Annotated in this window: 19 protein-coding genes and 3 pseudogenes; 7 read left to right on the forward strand and 15 right to left on the reverse strand. The window is 45.6% G+C overall.

Annotated features, from left to right (window positions below):
* The coding region (locus OGY83_RS01225) for an alpha/beta hydrolase family protein (protein ID WP_286634957.1) at positions 1–586 on the forward strand (586 nt) is incomplete at its 5' end.
* A 138-nt stretch (positions 587–724) separates the two neighbouring features.
* Here OGY83_RS01225 and OGY83_RS01230 read toward each other — a convergent pair.
* The 6 genes and pseudogenes from OGY83_RS01230 to OGY83_RS01255 all read right to left on the reverse strand — a co-directional run bounded on the left by OGY83_RS01230 (position 725) and on the right by OGY83_RS01255 (position 5,088).
* The gene (locus OGY83_RS01230; RefSeq protein ID WP_286634959.1) at positions 725–1,117 is read right to left on the reverse strand and encodes a cytochrome b562; all 393 of its coding nucleotides are present in this window, start codon (positions 1,115–1,117) and stop codon (positions 725–727) included.
* A 39-nt stretch (positions 1,118–1,156) separates the two neighbouring features.
* Complete coding sequence (gene katG, locus OGY83_RS01235) at positions 1,157–3,370, reverse strand: catalase/peroxidase HPI (RefSeq protein WP_286634960.1); 2,214 nt, start codon at positions 3,368–3,370, stop codon at positions 1,157–1,159.
* A gap of 120 nt (positions 3,371–3,490) precedes the next feature.
* Positions 3,491–3,640 (reverse strand): annotated as a pseudogene (locus OGY83_RS01240) (transposase); the annotation flags it as partial.
* Between the two features lie 60 nt (positions 3,641–3,700).
* Positions 3,701–3,916: pseudogene (gene parM / locus OGY83_RS01245) on the reverse strand (plasmid segregation protein ParM domain-containing protein); the annotation flags it as partial.
* Between the two features lie 176 nt (positions 3,917–4,092).
* On the reverse strand, positions 4,093–4,455 hold the full coding sequence (locus OGY83_RS01250) for a hypothetical protein (protein WP_286634987.1): 363 nt from the start codon (positions 4,453–4,455) through the stop codon (positions 4,093–4,095).
* Positions 4,455–5,088 (reverse strand): annotated as a pseudogene (locus OGY83_RS01255) (ParA family partition ATPase). The gene OGY83_RS01250 and the pseudogene OGY83_RS01255 overlap by 1 nt, the downstream one beginning before the upstream one ends.
* A gap of 369 nt (positions 5,089–5,457) precedes the next feature.
* Between OGY83_RS01255 and OGY83_RS01260 the strand changes: the two are divergent.
* The 3 genes from OGY83_RS01260 to OGY83_RS01270 all read left to right on the forward strand — a co-directional run bounded on the left by OGY83_RS01260 (position 5,458) and on the right by OGY83_RS01270 (position 7,623).
* A complete protein-coding gene (locus OGY83_RS01260; RefSeq protein WP_286634963.1) occupies positions 5,458–5,778 on the forward strand; it encodes a hypothetical protein in 321 nt (106 codons plus the stop codon).
* Between the two features lie 222 nt (positions 5,779–6,000).
* Complete coding sequence (locus OGY83_RS01265) at positions 6,001–6,633, forward strand: DUF2913 family protein (RefSeq protein WP_286634964.1); 633 nt, start codon at positions 6,001–6,003, stop codon at positions 6,631–6,633.
* 48 nt (positions 6,634–6,681) lie between these two features.
* Positions 6,682–7,623, forward strand: a complete 942-nt coding sequence (locus OGY83_RS01270) for an Rpn family recombination-promoting nuclease/putative transposase (RefSeq protein ID WP_286634965.1) — start codon at positions 6,682–6,684, stop codon at positions 7,621–7,623.
* A gap of 1,088 nt (positions 7,624–8,711) precedes the next feature.
* Here OGY83_RS01270 and OGY83_RS01275 read toward each other — a convergent pair.
* The 5 genes from OGY83_RS01275 to OGY83_RS01295 all read right to left on the reverse strand — a co-directional run bounded on the left by OGY83_RS01275 (position 8,712) and on the right by OGY83_RS01295 (position 13,261).
* Complete coding sequence (locus OGY83_RS01275) at positions 8,712–9,011, reverse strand: helix-turn-helix domain-containing protein (RefSeq protein WP_286634967.1); 300 nt, start codon at positions 9,009–9,011, stop codon at positions 8,712–8,714.
* Positions 9,008–10,135 (reverse strand): DUF4238 domain-containing protein, encoded by a 1,128-nt coding sequence (locus OGY83_RS01280; RefSeq protein WP_286634969.1) that lies wholly within the window; start codon positions 10,133–10,135, stop codon positions 9,008–9,010. Before OGY83_RS01280 ends, OGY83_RS01275 begins: the two co-directional genes overlap by 4 nt.
* A gap of 33 nt (positions 10,136–10,168) precedes the next feature.
* The gene (locus OGY83_RS01285) at positions 10,169–11,761 is read right to left on the reverse strand and encodes a hypothetical protein (RefSeq protein ID WP_286634971.1); all 1,593 of its coding nucleotides are present in this window, start codon (positions 11,759–11,761) and stop codon (positions 10,169–10,171) included.
* Positions 11,762–11,968: 207 nt separating this feature from the next.
* Positions 11,969–12,748 (reverse strand): hypothetical protein, encoded by a 780-nt coding sequence (locus OGY83_RS01290; RefSeq protein ID WP_286634972.1) that lies wholly within the window; start codon positions 12,746–12,748, stop codon positions 11,969–11,971.
* 12 nt (positions 12,749–12,760) lie between these two features.
* Entirely contained in the window at positions 12,761–13,261 is a 501-nt protein-coding gene (locus OGY83_RS01295) for a HEPN family nuclease (protein WP_286634974.1), read from the reverse strand.
* A gap of 384 nt (positions 13,262–13,645) precedes the next feature.
* Here OGY83_RS01295 and OGY83_RS01300 point away from each other — a divergent pair, with 384 nt between their 5' ends.
* Positions 13,646–14,641 (forward strand): nucleotidyltransferase family protein, encoded by a 996-nt coding sequence (locus OGY83_RS01300; RefSeq protein WP_286634975.1) that lies wholly within the window; start codon positions 13,646–13,648, stop codon positions 14,639–14,641.
* 3 nt (positions 14,642–14,644) lie between these two features.
* Positions 14,645–15,577 (forward strand): S-4TM family putative pore-forming effector, encoded by a 933-nt coding sequence (locus OGY83_RS01305; protein WP_032248778.1) that lies wholly within the window; start codon positions 14,645–14,647, stop codon positions 15,575–15,577.
* 109 nt (positions 15,578–15,686) lie between these two features.
* On the opposite strand, the gene OGY83_RS01310 is transcribed toward OGY83_RS01305, so the two are convergent.
* Positions 15,687–16,199 (reverse strand): hypothetical protein, encoded by a 513-nt coding sequence (locus OGY83_RS01310; protein ID WP_286634978.1) that lies wholly within the window; start codon positions 16,197–16,199, stop codon positions 15,687–15,689.
* Positions 16,200–16,790: 591 nt separating this feature from the next.
* Between OGY83_RS01310 and OGY83_RS01315 the strand changes: the two genes are divergently transcribed.
* Complete coding sequence (locus OGY83_RS01315; RefSeq protein WP_286634980.1) at positions 16,791–17,036, forward strand: type II toxin-antitoxin system RelB/DinJ family antitoxin; 246 nt, start codon at positions 16,791–16,793, stop codon at positions 17,034–17,036.
* A 310-nt stretch (positions 17,037–17,346) separates the two neighbouring features.
* Here the strand turns inward: OGY83_RS01315 and OGY83_RS01320 are convergent, their stop codons facing one another.
* The 3 genes from OGY83_RS01320 to OGY83_RS01330 form a co-directional block, all read right to left on the reverse strand.
* The gene (locus OGY83_RS01320; protein WP_286634982.1) at positions 17,347–17,844 is read right to left on the reverse strand and encodes a hypothetical protein; all 498 of its coding nucleotides are present in this window, start codon (positions 17,842–17,844) and stop codon (positions 17,347–17,349) included.
* The gene (locus OGY83_RS01325) at positions 17,841–18,602 is read right to left on the reverse strand and encodes a substrate-binding domain-containing protein (protein ID WP_239906794.1); all 762 of its coding nucleotides are present in this window, start codon (positions 18,600–18,602) and stop codon (positions 17,841–17,843) included. Before OGY83_RS01325 ends, OGY83_RS01320 begins: the two co-directional genes overlap by 4 nt.
* Positions 18,603–18,884: 282 nt before the next feature.
* Positions 18,885–19,554, reverse strand: a 670-nt coding sequence (locus tag OGY83_RS01330) for an alpha/beta hydrolase family protein (RefSeq protein ID WP_286634985.1), incomplete at its 5' end; no start/stop codon positions are given.

Genomic DNA, 19,554 nt, shown 5'->3' on the forward strand with positions numbered 1-19,554 from the left:
CATGTTGCCAAGTTTCCGTGGTGAGGATAAAAACCCTGGTCGCTATGAAATGTTCTATGGTGAATTAGATGATATTGAAGCAGCTTATGATTGGTTATCGAAGCAGAGCTATGTCGATCCGGAACGTATCTATCTCGCAGGCCACAGTACTGGCGGTACACGAGTTCTGCTTGCAAGTGAGTATAGTACCAAATTTAGAGGCTATTTCAGCCTTGGGGGAGTACCAGATCTGAAAGCTCGCGTTGAGGGTGGCGAAATGTCGGTAATAGTTCCTTTTAAACGAACTAAACGAGAGTTTCAACTACGCTCTCCTGCCAGATACGTTAAATCGATCAAAAAACCTACATGGTATTTCGAAGGAGAAGAAGCTTATTGGCAAGCATTTGACAATATCGCAAAAATTGCTAACAAAGAAAAAATTCCCCTTTTCATATATAAGATTCCGAACGGGGATCATTTCAATATTATTGCACCATTAACAGAAATGATAGCTCAAAAAATACTGGCAGACTCAGGAAATAAAAGTAACATTACTTTTACTGATGAAGATATTGCTAGTATTGCTAATGAATTGGTGGCGAGATAGATCATTAATATATACTGACGGGGTTCGCAGGCATCCCTGCCGGATTCAGTAAGTCATCCATAATGATTAGGTTAGAAACCTCTGATGTGTATTTATTCCGACAAGCAAGACACATCAGAGGTATAATTACAAGGTAAATTACCTGAATTTTTTATGCCCTTCCACTCTTATATCATTCATCCGGCTTACCGAATCACGAAGTTCTGACAACTGTCCCGATGCTACTTTTTCTTTCGCCAGCGTAATTTCATTTTTAAGTTTTTTTAGCTCGTTTTCATACTCTTCAATACCTTTTTTATCATCAGAGGAGAGCTTTTCAGGATGGCTTTTCATTGAGTCTTCAACGGCATTACTCATCTTTTCAAGAGCACTTATCAACTCTTGTTTATCTGTTGATGACTGCAATACACTAATATTCTTCGCTAGCACTTGCATATTTTCATCGAGGTCAGCCGCAGCAGATATACTCGTAGCTGACAGATATAGTGCCATGATACCACTAATAATAAAAATATTTCTTTTCTTCATCATTCATCCTTTTTAGGGGGCAATGCCCCCCTTGGAAATTAATCACTTAGCTGGTAAATCAAACCTGTCATTATTCATGACTTTATTCCATGCTTTGGCAAAGTCCTGAACAAATTTATCTTTAGCATCATCTGAAGCATAGACCTCTGCGACTGCTCGTAATTCTGGATGTGAACTAAATATTAAATCTACAGAAGATGCCTTCCATTTAAGCGCACCAGTTTTACGATCATACCCATCGTAAGTATCTTCGTCTTTATCTGACTTGGCCCAGCGGGTTGACATATCCAGGAGGTTCACAAAAAACTGATTATTCAGAACCCCTGGCGTTTCCGTAAATACCCCTAAAGAGGAATTATTTATATTGATGTCCATAACACGTAGGCCCCCCAACAACACTGTCATTTCAGGAACTGTAAGATCAAGTTGACTGGCTTTATCAACCAGGCTTTTAACTGGTGAAGTATGGCTCCTGTTTTTTGAGTAATAGTTTCTGAATCCGTCTGCAGTCGGCTCCAGAGCGCTGAAGGAGGTTATATCAGTCTGTTCCTGAGATGCATCGGTTCTCCCCGGAATGAACGGAATTTCCAGTTTTACACCGGCTTTCCGTGCTGCTTCTTCTATAGCAGAATTACCCGCCAGTACAATTAAATCAGCCAGAGAAACTTTCTTACCGTCAGACTGCTTGTTGTTGAAGTCCGACTGCAATGAAGTCAGGGATGCCAGCACCTTTTTCAGATTTTCCGGTTCATTGACTTCCCAGTCTTTTTCCGGCAGCAGGCGGATACGGGCACCATTATTCCCTCCGCGATAATCAGTGACACGAAATGATGATGCTGAAGCCCAGGCCGTTTTTACCAGGTCGGCAGACGAAATACCCGAATCCAGGATCTGGCTTTTCAGCGCCTGAATATCCTTGTTATCAATCATGCTGTAATCGGCAGAAGGCAGAAGATCCTGCCAGATGAATGTTTCTTTCGGAATATCATTACCGATATATCTGGCCGCAGGCCCCATATCACGATGTGTCAGCTTAAACCACGCTCTTGCAAATGCCTGCTCAAAAGCTTTTGGGTCATTCAGGAAACGTGTCGTGATTTTCTTATATTCAGGATCGACTTTCAGCGCAATATCTGTTGTAAACATCATCAGCGGATGTAGCACCGATGGGTCATGAGCGTCCTGAACTATGTTGGCTGCATTTTTGGGTTTCCACTGATAAGCTCCGGCAGGACTTTTATGCAGTTCCCAGTCATATTTATACAAATTTTTCAGATACTGCATTGTGAATTTGGTAGGCGAAGTTGACCACGCACCTTCCAGACCACTACCGATGGTATATTTACCATTTCCGGTACCACATTTGTTTTTCCATCCCAGTCCCTGCTCTTCCACTGGGGCTCCATCAGGTGCTGCACCAAGGCATTTTTCAGGTGAGGCAGCACCATGCGCTTTACCAAATGTGTGCCCTCCAGCAATCAGTGCAACCGTCTCCTCATCATCCATGGCCATACGAGAAAAGGCTTCCCGGATATCTTTCGCTGAAGCCATGGGATCCGGCTTCCCACCAGGACCTTCCGGATTGACATAAATGAGTCCCATCTGCGTAGCTGCTAGGGGTTTCTGAAGTTTCCCGTTTTTATCTCTGTTATCTGACAGAGGTTTGTTACCGGGCCCCCAGTATACCAAGTCGGACTCCCAGTCATCTTCTCTTCCGCCAGCAAATCCCAGAGTCTTGAATCCCATCGATTCAAGGGCCACATTCCCTGTCAGAACCATCAGATCCCCCCAGGATATACTGGAACCATATTTCTTCTTGACGGGCCACAGCAACCTGCGGGCTTTATCCAGATTTACGTTATCTGGCCAACTATTAAGAGGTTCAAAACGCTGCTGACCACCGCTTGCTCCGCCACGCCCATCATATGTCCGGTATGTTCCGGCACCATGCCATGCCATGCGAATAAAGAAAGGCCCATAATTTCCGTAATCTGCAGGCCACCACTCCTGAGACGTTGTCAGCAAATCTTTAATATCTTTTTTCACCGCCTCGAGATCCAGACTTTTAAATCTGGCAGCATAATCAAAATCCGCTCCCCAGGGATTTGATTCAGGGCTGTGTAATCTCAAAGGGGTTAAATCCAGCGTTTCAGGGTAGTAGAATTTCTCAGGAGCTTTTTTACCATCAGCAATTGCGGGGGAAAGGCTACCAGAGAGTGCTAACAGAATTAAAACAGGAAGAGTTTTTTTAATCATACGAATTATTCCAGTGTAAGGGACATTCGCAATTTATATACAAAAGTAAAAATTTGTATTCAACAGGCTATCCCTATTGTTGGTATAGTTTTTATAAATTAATCAAAGGTGGCAAGTGGATGAGTCCGGACCGTACTTCTTTATCCAGGCGTAAAGGCTGTGGGTGGTAATATCGAGACGTGTTGCAACGCTGGAAACAGAATAACCACGATCAACAACCTGTTTGACCGCTTCAGTTTTGAACTCTTCGGGATAACGTTTACCGCTCATGGGCACCTCTCTTTTAAGTCATCTTAAATGACTCTGAGGTGTCTGTTAAACCCGTGGCGATTCAATATGAGTTGTAAGGATGGATTCGTTACTGACTTCATCATATGTGTACTTTTTACCGTCAAGCTCATAGTTAAAGGTCTGACGCATTCCCATACCTTCAACTTTCCAGCCCTGACGGAATGAGTTAGAAGATAAAGCCGTCATTAAGTGACTCTTATCTGCAAACCAAGCGAGTTTTACAGTGGTGGACCCGTCATCACAAAAAATATTCATACTATCTCCATTGATACTCAAATTGAGTATTTCTCACCTTAGCCACATTATCCTGGCGCGCGAAAAATCCTTAACCAAGACTCTAAACCTCAATTTGAGTATTTGACGCGCAACCATTAATACTCATTTTGAGTATTATACATATTTTTATAGCTGCAATCATGCTGCTATCCAGATTAGTATCCTTGCTGGGTTTTATAGGCGATAAGAGCCTTTTCTAAAACTTCGACAAGCTTAATACCTTCACGGTCTGCGATGTCACGAATTTCATTATCAAACTCAGGAGTTACCCTGGTAGCAAAGGGAATAATTCGGTGTGTTTTTCTTGCAGACCGACCATCTCGACGAACATAAGGAGCCGCATTACTTACCTGAGTTTCAGCAGGTGTAACTGGCTGAGTAGGTACTGCTTCGGTTATTGCCACTGCAGGAGCTATCTCTGGCGAATTAAGGCTTTTCGCAACTTCATCCGGTCCAGGAGGAGACCCCAGACTATTACGAGGACGAGATCGATTTTTTAATTTTGATGCATCAGCCATCATTCTTCTCCAATCTTATCAATAAGAGCCAGGATGAGTTCATCGGCCCTTTCGTTCAATCCCTTATAACGAGTTTCCGTCACAGCTAAACCGGAATTCATTGCTTTTCTGTATGCGGGCTTCTCAAATAAACAACCAGCGAGAGTTTCATAACCTGCCTCACTGATATAAGCCCGGGCATCAGCTTCTTCGGCCTCAGTTCCAACCCTGCTTAATGAAAAGACTAATTTTGATCGTGGTATTCCATCTTTGACTAGAGCATTAAATACCTTAATTGCAGGTATTAAATCATCAAGTGAGGCTCCAGTCGGTTGAACGACAAGATCAGCAACTTTAGCAATTTCAGACGTCCCCTTACTGGCGCGAGCAGGCCCATCAAGGATCAGAAGTTCGGCATCACCCGCAGAATCAATAGCCTGCTTTGCTGTCACAAACAACTCAACTGAAGCAGCAGGAGGTAAACCAGCCGCCAGACGTCGGCGATGCCAATCAGAACTTGTTCCTTGTTCCTTGTTCAAGGTCTGCAAGTTTTGTCTTAATATCGCAGGAAGTTGCTTCTCGAGCTAATGCTCGAGATTCAGTACTCTTACCTACCCCGCCTTTCTGCGATATAAATCCAACAATCCAGGCCATTGCCCCTCCATTATTGCTGCAAGATTGCAGCTAACTTATTAGCAACCTCCACAACAGAGGTTGATATGTGAGCATAAATCTATGCTTCTAGCATCTTGCAGCTAGATTGCAATAAAAAAATCATGCAGCAAGATTGCTACTTGATTGAAGCATTACATACTTTCGAGGCATCAAAGCGTCTTCTTATTTAGAGATTCATAATCAAATCTGCCTGCAAGATTGCAGCAATCTTGCAGGCAGATTTAAGCTAGATTAGGAAATCCCGCCCTTCAAAGCGCGGAGGATAGCAACCTGTCCAGGTTCTGCTGGCTGAGCGGAATTCAGCCTGATACTATCAGGCTATCCCTTTGGTTAATCAGGAAAAATAAAATGTATGCTGATGTAATAAAGTCTATGGATGGCGCAAGGACAATTAAAGAACATATTGCTAAACTACAAGCTATTCTGGATGTTCCCCTTGTCGATCCGCAACTTGCATCATTTCTGCGGGTGGCAATTACATCCCTGATACAAGACCAATTTGATGCCGCTAAAAATGGTGGAGTCAGTCAAAAAGTACGTCTGAACCAGACAACGGCAACGGTATACAGGCAGCTATACAGTTACTGTCAAGAGCATTTCACGGCAGGAACACCACAATGGATGGTGGCGGCATTACAGGCAGGATGGAAACCGCCGACAACACCATAACGTGTAATAAAGGTCGTGCCTGCGGCCTTTATTACACCCTCATTTAATTCCCGTGCTGTTCCACTTTCAGCATATCTTCCCAGAGTTTCCACAATTCTCCGCCCGGATTGGACGTACAACATTTTATGTTCAATCTTGAAGCGACCCTCTGTTTTCATCAGCTTTCTTTCTTATGTTATTCTCTGGCTCCTCCCCATTTCACGGACTATCACGGAGATTTTATTGACCTTACTACCCGCCAAACGACCAGATACCGAACTGGCGCACCTTGCCTGGTGCATTATGGTTGCAGTTACACTCGCACGCAGGGAAGGTAAGGCACAATCCCCGCTACAAACTCATATGTTCATTATGCAATGGTTATCTACCGCTCAGAAGCGTAAGCTGTTTCCTAAGTCTCTGGCGCAGGACATTATCTGGCTGCAGGAACAGGGAAAACGTAACGGCTCTGCAGCACGGCTTTACAGCAAAATAGAGTATATCTGGCTGGCAAGTTCTGGTGAGTTAGCCAGTCAGAGCACGTTATTCCGGTTTACCTGCATGATTGATACACTGCGAACAATGGGTTGGCAGGATTATTTGCTATCGGACACAGACTGGCAGAATGGCTGGAGATCTGACTCGGAAATACCTGCAATTTACACACAAAAATCCGTTCTGCATTGTTCATTCACTGAAGCCGGAGCGCTCATCCAGCCGTTTGAGATACGTCTGACCGGGAAGACTGATGGAATATACCCATTACTTGAGCAGTGCAGGTTAACTGTTGAACCATATTCCGCAAATCAGGAGTATGAAACTTTCCTGTTACAGTCAGACAAAACGGTTCGCATTAAAAACATATCTTCTGCGTAGTTCCACCGGCACTTATACAACTCGCACAATTTTTCAGAGCACGGACTGATGAAAAAGAAAAATACTACGCCAACTCCCCACGACGCCACATTCCGACAGTTTCTGACTCAGCCGGACATTGCCCGGGATTTTATGGAGTTGCATCTGCCGGCAGAGCTGCGTGCCATCTGCGATCTCGGCACACTGAAACTGGAGTCCGGCTCCTTCGTTGAGGACGATCTCCGCCAGTACTTCAGCGATGTGCTTTACAGCCTGAAAACCACGGCCGGTGATGGATATATTCATGTTCTGATTGAGCACCAGTCCACACCTGACAAACATATGGCTTTCCGCCTGATACGCTATGCAGTGGCCGCCATGCAGCGCCACCTGGAGGCAGGACATAAAAAACTGCCACTGGTGATACCGGTGCTGTTCTATACGGGTAAACGCAGCCCGTATCCGTACTCCACCCGGTGGCTGGATGAGTTTGATGATCCGGCGCTGGTAGGCAAACTCTACAGCAACGCTTTCCCATTGGTCGACATTACCGTCATTCCGGATGATGAAATCGCTGGTCATCGCAGTATGGCCGCGTTGACCTTACTGCAGAAACATATTCATCAAAGGGATCTGGCGGAACTGGTGGAGCGACTGGTCCCCATTTTGCTGGCCGGATATCTGTCTTCATCGCAGGTGATATCGCTGGTACACTATATAGTACAGGCAGGCGAAACATCCGACGCCGAAGCCTTTGTACGCGAACTGGCACAGCGTGTGCCGCAACACGGAGACGCACTTATGACCATCGCACAACAGCTCGAACAGAAGGGCATCGAAAAGGGAATCCAGCAGGGTATCCAACTGGGGGAACAACGCGGTATTGAAAAAGGCCGCAACGAAGGCAAACTGGAAGTTGCCCGTACTATGCTGCAGAACGGTATCGACCGCAATACCGTCATGAAAATGACCGGTCTGACTGAAGACGATCTGGCACAGATCCAACACTGAATATGCTCTTCTGAAATCCCCCATCCAGCAGGAAAAATGCTGGATAACTTTACCGTTTTTCATTCCGAACGCGTCGTCTGTTCAAAACTCGTTTTTGAGCAGACGACGCGTTGGGCAAGCCCGCCGGGCGCGTCAGGCCGTTATCACCAAGCATCACGTTTTACCTTTCAGCATGTCCACCGCATCCCTTTCAGCATTTGACCTCCCTGGCCATTAGTTTTAATGCCGAAATTTTATTGAAAGTCATTTGTCAGCAGTGCTGACCAAAAATTTTTCCCAGCCCCGACAGAACAGCAGTGCCTCAAACTCCCCGCACAACTGATACCTCATGTAGCAGTCACTCAGAGTAATTACACTTCGACATATAATATTCTGCCATCAGAGTGCATTAGCAGTCGAAACCATCCCCTGAGAGATAATAAGCAGCCATATAGCAACGCATTTAAATTATCGGATAGCTGTTTCCGGGTGATCCGATTTTTTTTCTATTCTCAACTTTCCGGAAGTGTACCATGGTCAGGGAATAAGCGAAGCGGTCTTTTCCGCCCCTGAGAGCCTGGTCAGAGAAAGAGGGATTAACACAACATATAGAAGATAATGCAGCTAAATGAGTGGCATATGTAGTGTTTCCTGGCCGCAGTTCGCGGGTGCAGCTGAAAAAGATCCGGAACAACCAGAAAACGGATCCCGGGAGGAGAAAAGAAGGATTATTGCAGGATAGACACAAAAAGCGGCTGATTGTTGTGAACTGGGGATTATTGCACAGAAAGCAAAATTTAAGGATTACTGACCCTGATACAGCAACAAAGAGGGAAGGGAAACTTTTTTTCAGTTTTTTTACCGACCGGCCTTAAAGGCCGCATCGGATTTCCTAAATACAGTTTTAGAGAAGGTAAATTCTATGACTGTATTTTTGATGGCTATTGCCTACGGCATTTTAAAAGCTGGGTGTTTCATTTTATTGGTAGTTAAGGGGTATCAGGGCTGGACATTATTCTGGAAAAACTATGACCGTCTCCCTCATATCATCCGTTCCCGCTGCCGATACCAGAGACGATTCATGTTCAGACGCATCTGGAAGCGAGTCTTCAGCGACTGATAATGTTATCGAGCGGCATACCCAGTCCGGCCAGCCAGCACAGGCAGCACAGGCAGCACCAGGTGGTGTACACCATACTGGTCTCGCCGGATTTCCACTTACGGATGGTGCGTTCGTCCACAGTCAGCCGGTTGGCCAGCTGACTGTCAGTCAGGGAGATAAGTCCCCTGACCAGCTGGATTTCGTCGACTGTGGGCTTCTGCCAGTCTTCTCCGCTGACCAGCGTATAGCCATTAAATTTTTTGGCCTCGATAAGATCGCTGAAATACCTTTCGGTATCCGCATTCATAATTCATCCTCCTGAGCAAATTGCCACAGCACAGGGTTTTCCGGCGTGTAATAATAGCCATGATCCAAATCCTGCTTATCCAGATACTCATTAAGCTTGCTTATCTCATAGGCTGAATAAAAAGTACTGGAAGAGCCAACATTATACATATCGATTGTTGTCATTACATTGTCAATGTAATCAAACGAGACCTTGAAAAAGTTTAGGCTCCGGTCTTGGCAGCATTTTAGCTTCTCGGGACGAGGAGAAAAAACGTCTATTCGCGGATTGAAATATGATGCAACGCCAGTAATAAAGCTGAGAGTAAAGTTATGGGATAAAGGAAGATAAATTCTGTTTTCATCTTTATAAAGACAAAAGATATTGGGTGCTATTGCGAATGCCGGTCTGGGTTCAGTGCTGTCGAAATCATGGCCTGTATGAATAACCTCAATGGTATGGATACCAGCAAAAATCTTGTTTCTTAATATATTGATTTTGTCATATAGAGTTGGTTTATTCAGAATTGATAAAAGTCCAAACAAAACAAACAGCGCTCTGCTTTTATCTTCTTCGGAAGAAACTGAATTAGCAACGCGCAAAATTTTGAGATAGAAATGATCGTCCATTAACTCAGGATTTGTGTGAGGCAACTGATTTATCGAATGGATGTATTCTGATAAGTGATCCTGTATATCTGCATGGAACTGTTCAAGCATTTCATGCTTGTACGGATTTTTATTTTGTGGGTTGTGCAGATTGAGCATTAACTGCATCACCGCAAAACTGGCGAGTTTCTCTACCGGAAAATCTTCCGGCTGCGTGTGACGAAGGCGTGAGAAATTGTGCTCATGAATGATATCGTTCACGATCCCGGCGGTCAGGCGTTCGTAGACACCCAGTTCGTCTTCAATATCGAAAGGCTGCCCTGTCTCAGCATCAATAAGACGAAAGCAGTTTTTCGATACTGCCACACTGGATATTGGCAGAGGTTGCGTGTGAAGAACGTTTTCTTTATCAGGCGTCATATACACGGTGTGACACCATACTCGCTGCTTTTCTTTTGCAGACAGGGCTGTGTCATCGCTGCGAAAGTTGCGTAGCACCCACTGTGAAAGTACATGCTGATTTTTTGTGTAGTCCATAACATTTATCTCTGATTAAACAGGTATACCGCATCAGAAGTCGAATTCTGTTGCCTCATCGTGACCTGCAAGTCTGACCGGTTCGGGAACATGTTTACGGCGAACGATTCTTTCCGGATAGCTGAGGAAATGCTTTTCAAAAACCCGGATAAGAGCATCATTCCAGGTCGCCTTTATTCTTATCCGGACCTCATGCGGCTCTAAGACGGTTATATTATAACGCTGATTAGTTGAGTTATTTTCTTGAAATTTACGAAGAGACTCTCTGGAATCATCGCCGAGTTTTCCTGTAGTCCATAACTCAACATTAATTTCAGCATTGGGGTATTCCCTTTTTGCATAATCGAAGAATACCGGCACCTGTTTACCAATCCATCTTTTCACATCTTCATGTTTCACTGTCGAATAGGGCTTATAACCCTTGCATTCAATAAAGGTGATTTTTGCATTTCCCTGTCGGCTCAGGACATCGCATTCTGCAGTCCCCTTCCTCTCTGACTTACATATTTTACCAACCTCAACATCATTACTGTTTATGCGCACGGTCTCAGCGACAATATATTCAAATAAATCCCCCTGAAGCTGACTGGTTACTCCGGCAATACTCTCAAGTTTGGACATGATGTCATCTATTGCGGCTATATTATCCTTTAAGCAGAGCGTTATTGAGCCAACCAGATCCCGTAACTGAAAGAGTGCATCAGCAAAGTCTTTTCCGAACAGATTCTCCGGTGTCGCGGGTATTATCCCGGCACGCTTCATTTCCAGAAAAGCTTCTTCGCTGTATTCGTCGGCAACAAACATAAACAGGCATCTTGGGCTGTTCCTGAGGCTGTTTATTGAACGACATTTTGTAATAAAGGGCTGGAGGTGCACAAGACTGAGCTTACAGCCCAGAAGCATATCGCAGACAAAGAAACCAGGCCGAATTTCCCCTGACCGGGAGAACTGCAGAAGAGGATTAAGATAGGATGCAGCAGTGACGTCAAAATCAAAATTTGCCACACAGGGCGCCTGATCTGAATCGAGTTCTTCCCGTGTGCGCAGCGTGTCATAACTGATGATACCGTTATGTCGGACCCACTGACTCAGGGATTTCATCAGAACGGACTCTGTAAGCAGCCTGGCTTTGAGGGGATGGAGCGCGCGCTGATACCCGTTATCATTTTTTTCTGTCAGGGCCAGACACTCCCCCAGACCTGGTAACGTAACGAACCTGACCATTTTGTACTGAAGCAGACCGTCCAGAACTGACTTCCATGATAATCTGTTTTTCATTGCTACCGGTGAACCGCAGGCAGAAGAAAAATGCCTGACCGGCAGGATCCCCCCGCGAGCCCGGAGGCAACTCAGGGCGAGACCGTAGGCCGATCCGGTATCAAGGAGGGCTGTATTGAGACTGGACCAGAAGCGCCCGGTACCATACTGCTGCTTCAGATAAATAAATCGTTCGCGCTTGGGGAAAAGCTTGTCAACACAGTGGATCTGCCCTGCAGAAGCCGCCCGGGAAATCTGTTTGCGCGCGGTATCACGATTAACTCCCTGGGTTTTCAGCATTTCCTCTACAAGTACAGAGCTAAGGCAAGGACCGGTTTTGCGTAACGAAGTAACTATAAGTGATGTCATCTTTTACTCGCTTGTCACACTGCGTATTTAATAATAACAATACACTTGAGCTGCTAAACAACAAAGCCTATGTTTTAGTTTAGAAATTACAGTAACTTAAAAGACATATATAAGGCTGTTTAGATTATCTGTCACAAACTAGTTTTTCCTGAATGAAACACTGTTACTTACAAACGCAGTATGGATGACAGGTACAACCCAAAAGATTCAGCCATCAAGCTCATGCAAATTCGTGAATTCAATGTTCACAATTTCACCGAGAGAAACAGATATACCATGTCGATCAATACCGAATAGTGCACCGCTATCCGGCGGCAATTCTCTAACGGACGTGTATCCGTAACTCAGCGCGGCACCAAGCGCACCTTTTTCATACTCAATATCTGCCCTGAAACAGACGATGCAGGGTTTCAGTACCTTAAGATAATGTTCTGTAAGATCCTGCCCATACTTTTTCTGGTAAGCATTGCAGACATCCTCTACCAGCTCCGGTAGCCGCAGATAATTGTGCTGCCAGAGTTTGCGGGCATGAAGATGAACCTCCCGAACAAGGTGACCATATGGCCCCCAGTGCATTTCGTTTCTGGTGCGCATCCGGAAGAGATTATCAGGTACGCCAGCATGAAAATTCCAAGCCTGCAATTTCTCTTTGACCACAGCGTCTGGTGCGAGATTTACCAGCATATCCATCACCAGTGACTCAGTCTGGTTCAGCGGAAGTAAACCACTTTCAAAAGTATTGTCAGATGATGTCCGGGTACCGTGAAACCAGTATGCGGTGGAGAACTTGCCCGGAGACCCCAGTTCCCTACATACGTACTCTCGCAGATATTGTTGCGAGTCGATCATAATGGAATGATCCGTCTCGTAAATCTGTTCAAGATCGAGAGATAACAAAACCTTTTTTAGCTGCATTACACTGCAACCAAAACCGGAAGAAAGTGAAAACAGCGCCTGAGATCGTGAGGAGCAATCGAGAATCAACATTGTGTAAATCCCTCACAAATCCAATACGTTAACAGCTTGGGCTCGACGGCGGGCCATATTGTCGAGCAGCTGGGTCGCATAATATTTTAGAAAGGGTAAAAGCTCCCGAGCGCTGAAGCTGGCGTAGACGTCCTCATCTCCCTGGGATTCTCTGAAAACAATCCAGTCTACAAGGTATGCATCGCTGGCTGACTCTACCTGGACACAGAAATGAGCCACTGAATTCCGCATCTTATGGATCAACTCCCGCAGGTTCATTTCCGGTCCGGGCAGTTGTGACTCATGTAACCCCATTTCAGCTTTAAGCTGCGGCGTTAAACGGTCGGCAGGCAGGAAAGAGAGCGCCCTCTCTTTCGGTAAGACGATAAGACCCAGAAGGCAATTCATGGTCAACGTGTAGTTGTACTGCTCCCTGAATGGCTTGCCCTGCACCTCAATCATTTCGTTATATTGATCGATAAGCGCCAGTGTTCGCTGAACAAAATCGGTCTCAAAATCTGAATAATTTCCCATCTAACCCTCCCGTTCCGGTTCGAAAATCCACTATACCATCCGGTCAGTCTGACGGCTCTGGTACGACATTTCCGATTATTACTTTTTTCGGATCTCAGGAGAGGGGAAGAAGGATTTGTGCTGATAATGCAATACTAATGATATATTTTGAACTTAATTGCATTATTGCTTATTTGGCATTAATAACTGAAATACTTTGCATAATTATCAATGAAAGAACGAGGCTCATATTTCCCATGTAAATTATATGCCCTTGTAGAGAGCGAGACGGTAGTGAACTTGCGGTACTAATAATAAACTGTACCGACTCTTCCTGGGCACTGGAATGTTCAGATGTACGACAGAGCCCTGCGCCTTTTGCAATAAATAATTAAAGGACTGAACATGGCGACCACAGTAATAGCTGCCTTTAACGAATTTATGAAAGATACCGTGAATCTCAAAAAGGCAGATACCGATGACGCGCGTGCAAGTCGCGACTGGCTTATCGGTAAGATGAATGATTTTGAGAAGGACGATAAATTTCCGGTGAGTTTTCCAGCGATCCATATTGCCTTTGGCTCCTTTGCCAGAAGAACCAAAATCCGTCCGCTTGATGATATCGATCTGATGTTTGGCTTAACCGGGCAAGGTGCCACCTATACCATCCTGAGTGACCGGATAACTGTAACCTCCTCCGGAGAGGGGTCACGTCTGCACAGTTACCGCCATTCCGGAGCAGACACCGTCTGCTCCGTCAGAATTCTGAATGCCTTTAAAAACCGCCTGCAGGACATTGCCCAGTACGCCCAGGCTGATATCAGGCGTAACCAGGAAGCTGTCACGCTGAAACTGGTCAGCAAGGACTGGAATTTTGACATCGTCCCCTGCTTTATTACCAGCGAAGATGCCTTTGGACGGACTTACTACCTGATCCCCGATGGCAACGGCCACTGGAAGTTTACCGACCCCCGTAAAGACAGGGACAGAGTCACTACTATCAATGTGCAGAATAACGGCAATGTGCTCAATGTCATCAGAGCAGTCAAATACTGGCAGCGGCGACCGACGATGCCATCCATGAGTTCCTACCTGCTGGAAACGCTGATTCTGGACTATTACGCTGGCAGGACATCCTGCTCATCGTTTGTTGACATGGAGCTGGAAGCGCTTTTCCGCCACCTTGGTCAATCCGTGCGGTACTCTGTCAACGATCCCAAAGGCATACAGGATGATATCAACTCACTTTCAGCCGAGGCACGTAAGGCGATATCGGACAGATGTTATCTCGATGCGCAAAAGGTATCGGAGGCGAGATGGTTTGAAAATAATAAAGAGTATGAAAAATCCATCAATAAATGGCGCGATGTGTTCGGGCCGTTCTTTCCTGTTTACGGGTGAACCATGAATGCCATTTACACAAACCAGTCGACCAGAGAAAACCTGGATTTACTGTATGCGCAGGCCCGTGTCTACGACAGGGTAAAAAACTGGAACAGACTGAATTTTCTCTTCAGCATCATCGTACCGCTCCTGCTTTCTTTCGTTACCGTATACAACCGGAGCCGGGAATTTGTCGATTCAGAGCTGTTGTCTTCGCTGTTGGGGTTATATGGACTCCTGGTGCTTACCTTTAACATTGTTATCAGTGGACACATCTCGGCTCTGCGCAGGAAGGCAGCCTCAATCCAGGAAATGTACGACTGCCGGGTACTTGGCATCCGGCGTAATGAACTGAAGGTGGAGGAGATCCCACGGGATGACATCATCCGGGAAGCTGCATATTTTAGAGACAGCCCGGAAAAAGCACGAAAGCGATTTGGCGAAGAGGGGTGGTACGTCAGTAAGGTGTATGACGCGCCGCAGGCCGTAATGGCGCTCCTTTGCCACGGAAAAAATCTCGGCTGGGACAAATCGCTTAGGGAGGTTCTGCACGTATTTTATCTTTCCGCTTTTATTGTCTCGCCTGTCGCGATGCTTGTTTACGGCATCGTCATGAAATCCGGGCTGAATGAGATCCTCTTCTATGTGGTGTTCACACTGCCGGTCATCCGCTATTTCTTGCTTCAGTTTCTGGATAATCGCAGCAGTATGAAAAGAAGCGAGAAGCTGAAAAAGTACGTTGAGAAGGAATTATCCGGCATAAGGGTGTCCGGAAGGGCAGAAGAAGAGCAACTGGGTTATACGCTCCGGAATATCCAGGATGAGATGTTTGCCTACCGGGCCTCATGTCCGCCCGTTCCCAACGGTATTCAGCTGATAATGAAGCCCAAAAATGAACGAATTTATGTTGATTACTTTGAAACAAATCTGAAGGAGCTGCACCTTCAGAAGTAATCCCTCCTTCGCTCCGGTGTAGGATTTACGTATGCCGGAGCACATCCGATAAACAATTCTGGTTGCCTGAGTGTCAGCGTAAACCCATAGTCACCTTCGCCTCAGACGGTTAGTTACACAGTATTGCAAACAACATTTCAGCTCCTTTGAAATTAAAAGGACAACTCTTGATGCTCTCATGACTACGTCGCTCTGCATTTATAAACCAGTAGCCATCATTCTGTCCGGGTGAGCACGCTTGCCATGACAGTTCTCCTAAAATTACATCGTAATCGTTTTCTAAAGTGTATGAGATCGCGCCGTTACCATTAACTCTGGGTTTAAAATGAAGGCGTATTTTTTTCTTTTGTTCGCACGTACGTACTATTGAAAAAGCTGGCAGAGGAAATGGAAAAGAGTCCCCTTCTGGTGTCCTACAACACAGCTCATGATCACCAGTAAAAATAATGCCAAAGCCTATAGATTCATATTTCTTCAGGGCATCAGTAATCTCTTTAAAAAGCAGGTTCTGACGATGCTGAAGCTCATTTTTGCGACGCTCACACCGTATATTCAACTGAACGCAGTAGTCCAGTTGAGCCCTTATACCGAAAAGAATCAAATCCACATCTGTATCTGCCATAATTATTCTTCTCCTATCTGAAAAGACCACCTTTCAATCAGACTATGATTCTCGATAAAACGCCTGAGTGCCGTAGTCCGTTACATCTACAGTTTTTGATCTACGTTAACAACATTCTCCGGCCAGGAGAAGCAAGACGTTAGGCTCAGCGGAGGGCTGAATCAGCCAGCTACAGGAGGCGAATAACTCGCCCAGAGCGTCCACATTTCCCGTTATCGGAGAACGCCCTGTCGAGTGCTGATTTAGGGATATACACCGCACAGGTGTTCTAGTTGGTGTTCAGCCGAGTTGCTGACGTCCTGCCTCAACCTGGTCATGGAACCAGGTATTATGCTGCCGTTCAACGGTTTGCCGCATTTACGGATGCAAAGCAAAACAGGCTTGCTGTGGTCGAGATCCTACTTTACCAGAAACCGGATCTGCGAGAGAGAAATGACAGACTATTGCCTGAATCGCAATAAATTAACACCACTGTGCAACTCAGAACATTAATGCCGTTAAGAGTGCAATCAGCACGAATAAATGCACCACTGGCAAAAATGAAGTAAAGCACTAGTGCTTTACGAAAATATCCACCTAAGGAAAACCACCATGCCATTAGCCATGATTAACGTCCGCCTGGATGCGGCGCTGAAAGAACGCGTCGATCCCAAATTACAGCAACTGGGGTATTCAGCCACCCAGGCCATTGCCGCGCTCTATCAGTATATCGACCAGAATGACAGCCTGCCGTTTACCATAGAAACCCGTGTCTACTGGCCGGAAGAGTCACTGCAGAACCGCTGGACGGTCTGCTGTCTGCCCGCCCCCGGCTCGCGGAGATCAGCCGACTGCTGACCGCTGATTGCGGGGTGGCAACGTTAATCCTCATAAATCCGGCAAATTCGTTCGTACAGAACGAAATCTTTGCGTTCCAGGGCATCCATCTTCATTTTGAAAATAGCATCATCTCTTTTAATTAATTTCTTCGGAAGATACACCAGAAAACCGGCTAACAATGCCACCGAAAAAGCAAAAGACAGGATCACTGCAACTGTTGAAAAATAAGAGATAACACAGAACGTTCCCAGAAGAGTAAGTAAGAGGCCTAAATAACGAGTCAATTCAAAATAGGACAGCATATGTAATTTAAAAAGTTCTTTTAGATCTATTTTAAATAACACGCTATGTGATTGATAAAGAAGGCAAAAAAACCGTTAAACACAATTGATAACGCAAAACAAACAGATGCCAGCTTCAAACAAGTTGATGTGGAAAAGTAACTCTCTGCACTAAACAGTGCCATGAAGAAAGTAAAAGACAAAGCTGTCGCTACTGTATGCCATAACGCATATAAAGAATGTATTTTTCCTGCTTCAAAATCCTTGCGAAAAACAATGAAAACGGACTCTCTGAGTCTCTGGCGTCGTTTTTGCGGCGTCTCTAGATTTTTAATCAAAGAACTAAAATCAAATTCCTTATCAACACCAGCCTCCTCTGCTTCTTGTTTTATTCGCTTCTGCCGTTCCTGCTCTCTGAGACGCGCCATATAAGTCATCACCACCTCCCTCTTGGTTATTGTTATCCACGTCACGACAAGTACCGACAACAACAAAGACTGACCAGCATGGAATAATGGCCCCGGAGCCGGGACCATCTGATTCACTGAGCTGCCTGTCTGACCCAGCCATACTTCCTGAATGCCGGCGCTGCCTCATCAGAACGCAACCATGCGGCAAACTGGCGGGTTTCCGCGTCAGCATCCTTACGAACGGTAATATTCATATCTCGCCAGATGGCATAGTCCGGTGCAATCTCCACCACATCACCAATACCCGGGTTGCTGGCCGCCCAGTCAGCCCATGTTATCCAGACATCAGCCTCTGGCTGGCTCTCCAGCGCCTTACGTGCGGTGCCACTGTTAGGGGCAAACAGGATGATATTTTTACGAATGCCTGCAACGGTCTCAATATTGCCCTTTCGTCCGGCGATATCTTCCCAGACTCCTGTACCGGAGGTGTTACTGGTTCCGCCTCCGTCATTCACAATAATCCCAATACCCGGACGGGCCAGGTCTTCAACATTTTGTATATTCTTCGGGTTACCGCGTTTCACCAGGAGGATACTCTTACGAAGATATAAAGGTTCAATATCCTTCTCACTGAAGTTATCCTGATGGTCACGGACGATGGCCAGCGCCGACTGCTCAGATGCGCCAAACAGAATATCAGCATTCTTCCGTGCTTCATCATTCCATTTAGCCTGTGGCCCGAAATGTACATTCACCGGAACTCCGGTTTTCTGTGTGTAAAGTGCTGCGGCTTCCTGCAGGGCTGTATGTGGACCTCCCGGTCCGTACAAATTAATGTCAGCACAGGCCACAGATGAGACAGCAAAAAGCAGTGTTGCCAGTGTTTTTTTCATGAATTTTTCCTCTATTCAGGTAAACCACAGCAACTATACGTGAACACAGCCTGTTCCCCGGAGTTATCACGAAAATTTGAACATTTCGGGCACAGAAATACCCAGCCCGCGGCTGGCTAAGGTATGGATATCAAATACTTTTATCCCGGCACACTAATAGTCTCAGTCCCCAACAATCCAACACCGCCTGTCACAACAGTGACATCCTCCCCGTTCTGAAGGGCGGGGCTTTACGGTACATCGGGTAGACGCAAATGGAAAACCTGATTATAGCCGCCCTGTTTACGGCCTGAACGCCTCGCTGCACCTGCTTCGCCGCGCCAGGGATGACATGCCAGAGCCACTAGCAATAAAAATGCTATAACTGCCGCCGACCGTCAATTCATGAGAAATCTTAGTAATGTCTTTATCAGTAAAAGTTATATTACTTGCACGTCCAGTATCAGTCAGTATTTTTTGAGCTATCATTTCTGTTAATGGTGCAATAATATTGAAATGGTTTCCGTTTGGAATCTTATAAATGAAAAGCGGGATTTTTTCTTTGTTAGCAATTTTTGCGATATTGTCAAATGCTTGCCAATAAGCTTCTTCTCCTTCGAAATACCATGTAGGTTTTTTGATCGATTTAACGTATCTGGCAGGAGAGCGTAGTTGAAACTCTCGTTTAGTTCGTTTAAAAGGAACTATTACCGACATTTCGCCACCCTCAACGCGAGCTTTCAGATCTGGTACTCCCCCAAGGCTGAAATAGCCTCTAAATTTGGTACTATACTCACTTGCAAGCAGAACTCGTGTACCGCCAGTACTGTGGCCTGCGAGATAGATACGTTCCGGATCGACATAGCTCTGCTTCGATAACCAATCATAAGCTGCTTCAATATCATCTAATTCACCATAGAACATTTCATAGCGACCAGGGTTTTTATCCTCACCACGGAAACTTGGCAACATG

It is taken from the genome of Citrobacter sp. Cpo090, from assembly GCF_030332665.1.
Lineage (GTDB): Bacteria > Pseudomonadota > Gammaproteobacteria > Enterobacterales > Enterobacteriaceae > Citrobacter > Citrobacter portucalensis.